Raw genomic sequence first — 1338 nt, forward strand, 5'->3', positions numbered from 1 at the left:
TGGGCGCCGAGGTCTCGTTCTTCACCATCGGTGGCGACTCGATCCTCGCCATGAAGCTCATAGCCCGGATCGGCGCCGTCCTCGATACGGAGCTCAACATCGGCGAGCTGTTCGCCGCCCCCACGGTGGCCGGGGTCGCCCGCCTCGTCGCGGCGGCAGGAGGTACGGCCGCCCGGGCCGCGCTGACACCACGGCCGAGGCCGGAGGTGCTGCCGCTCTCGTACGCCCAGCGGCGCATGTGGTTCCTCAACCAGCTCGAGGAGACCAACCCTGGGGCCGGAGCGGTCTACAACCTGCCGCTGGCCCTTCGGCTGACCGGCGAGCTGGATGTCGCCGCGCTGGAAGCCGCCCTCGGCGATGTCGCCGACCGGCACGAGAGCCTGCGCACGGTCTTCCCGGAAACCGATGGCGAGCCGCGCCAGCAGGTGCTGGAGGGCGAGGCGGGCCGACCGCGGCTGGTCGTCGTGGAGACCAGCGGGGAACTCCTCGCGGCCGAGCTCGGGTCGCACGCCGACCGTGGCTTCGATGTGACCGTCGATCTGCCGTGGCGGACACGGCTGTTGAAGACGGGGCCGTCGGAGTATGTGCTGCTGATCGTCGCGCATCACATCGCCGTGGACGGCTGGTCGATGGGCGTGCTCGCGCGGGATCTGGGGGCGGCGTATGCGGCTCGCCGGGCGGGCGGCGCGCCGGGGTGGGAGCCCTTGCCGGTGCAGTACGCGGATTATGCGCTGTGGCAGCGCGAGGTGCTGGGCGACACCGAGGCCCCGGACAGCGTGGTCAGTGGCCAACTCGGCTACTGGCGCGAGGCGCTGGCCGGCGCGCCCCAGGAACTCGCGCTGCCGACCGACCGGCCCCGGCCCGCGGTGTCCTCCTTCCGCGGTGGCGAAGTGCCGATCCAGATCAGCGCGGAGACCCACGCCCGGCTGCTGGACGTGGCCCGCCGTGGTCGCGCCACCATGTTCATGGTGGTGCACGCCGCCCTCTCCGTGCTGCTCAGCCGGGTGGGTGCGGGCGACGACATCACCATGGGTGTGCCGATCGCGGGCCGTGGCGACCCGGCGCTGGACGACCTGGCCGGGTTCTTTGTCAACACCCTGGTCGTCCGGGCCGATCTCAGCGCGGACCCGTCCTTCACGGAGCTGCTGGCCCGGGTGCGGGAGACCGATCTGGCCGCGTACGCGCATCAGGACGTGCCGTTCGAGCGGCTGGTCGAAGACCTGAACCCGTCACGCTCGCTCTCCCACAACCCGCTGTTCCAGGTCCTGCTGGCCCTCCAGAGCGTACCGGCGCCGCAATGGGGCCTGTCGGGGCTGCGGGTCCGGCGGATTCCGGCAG

Annotated in this window: 1 protein-coding gene; it reads left to right on the plus strand. The window is 72.0% G+C overall.

What is annotated here, in order from left to right; translation table 11 throughout:
- On the plus strand, nucleotides 1-1338 hold a 1338-nt coding region (locus GWI24_RS44460), incomplete at both ends, for a condensation domain-containing protein (protein ID WP_247617749.1).

Origin of the sequence: Streptomyces sp. MK37H, assembly GCF_018035285.1 — a bacterium.
GTDB lineage: Bacteria > Actinomycetota > Actinomycetes > Streptomycetales > Streptomycetaceae > Streptomyces > Streptomyces endocoffeicus.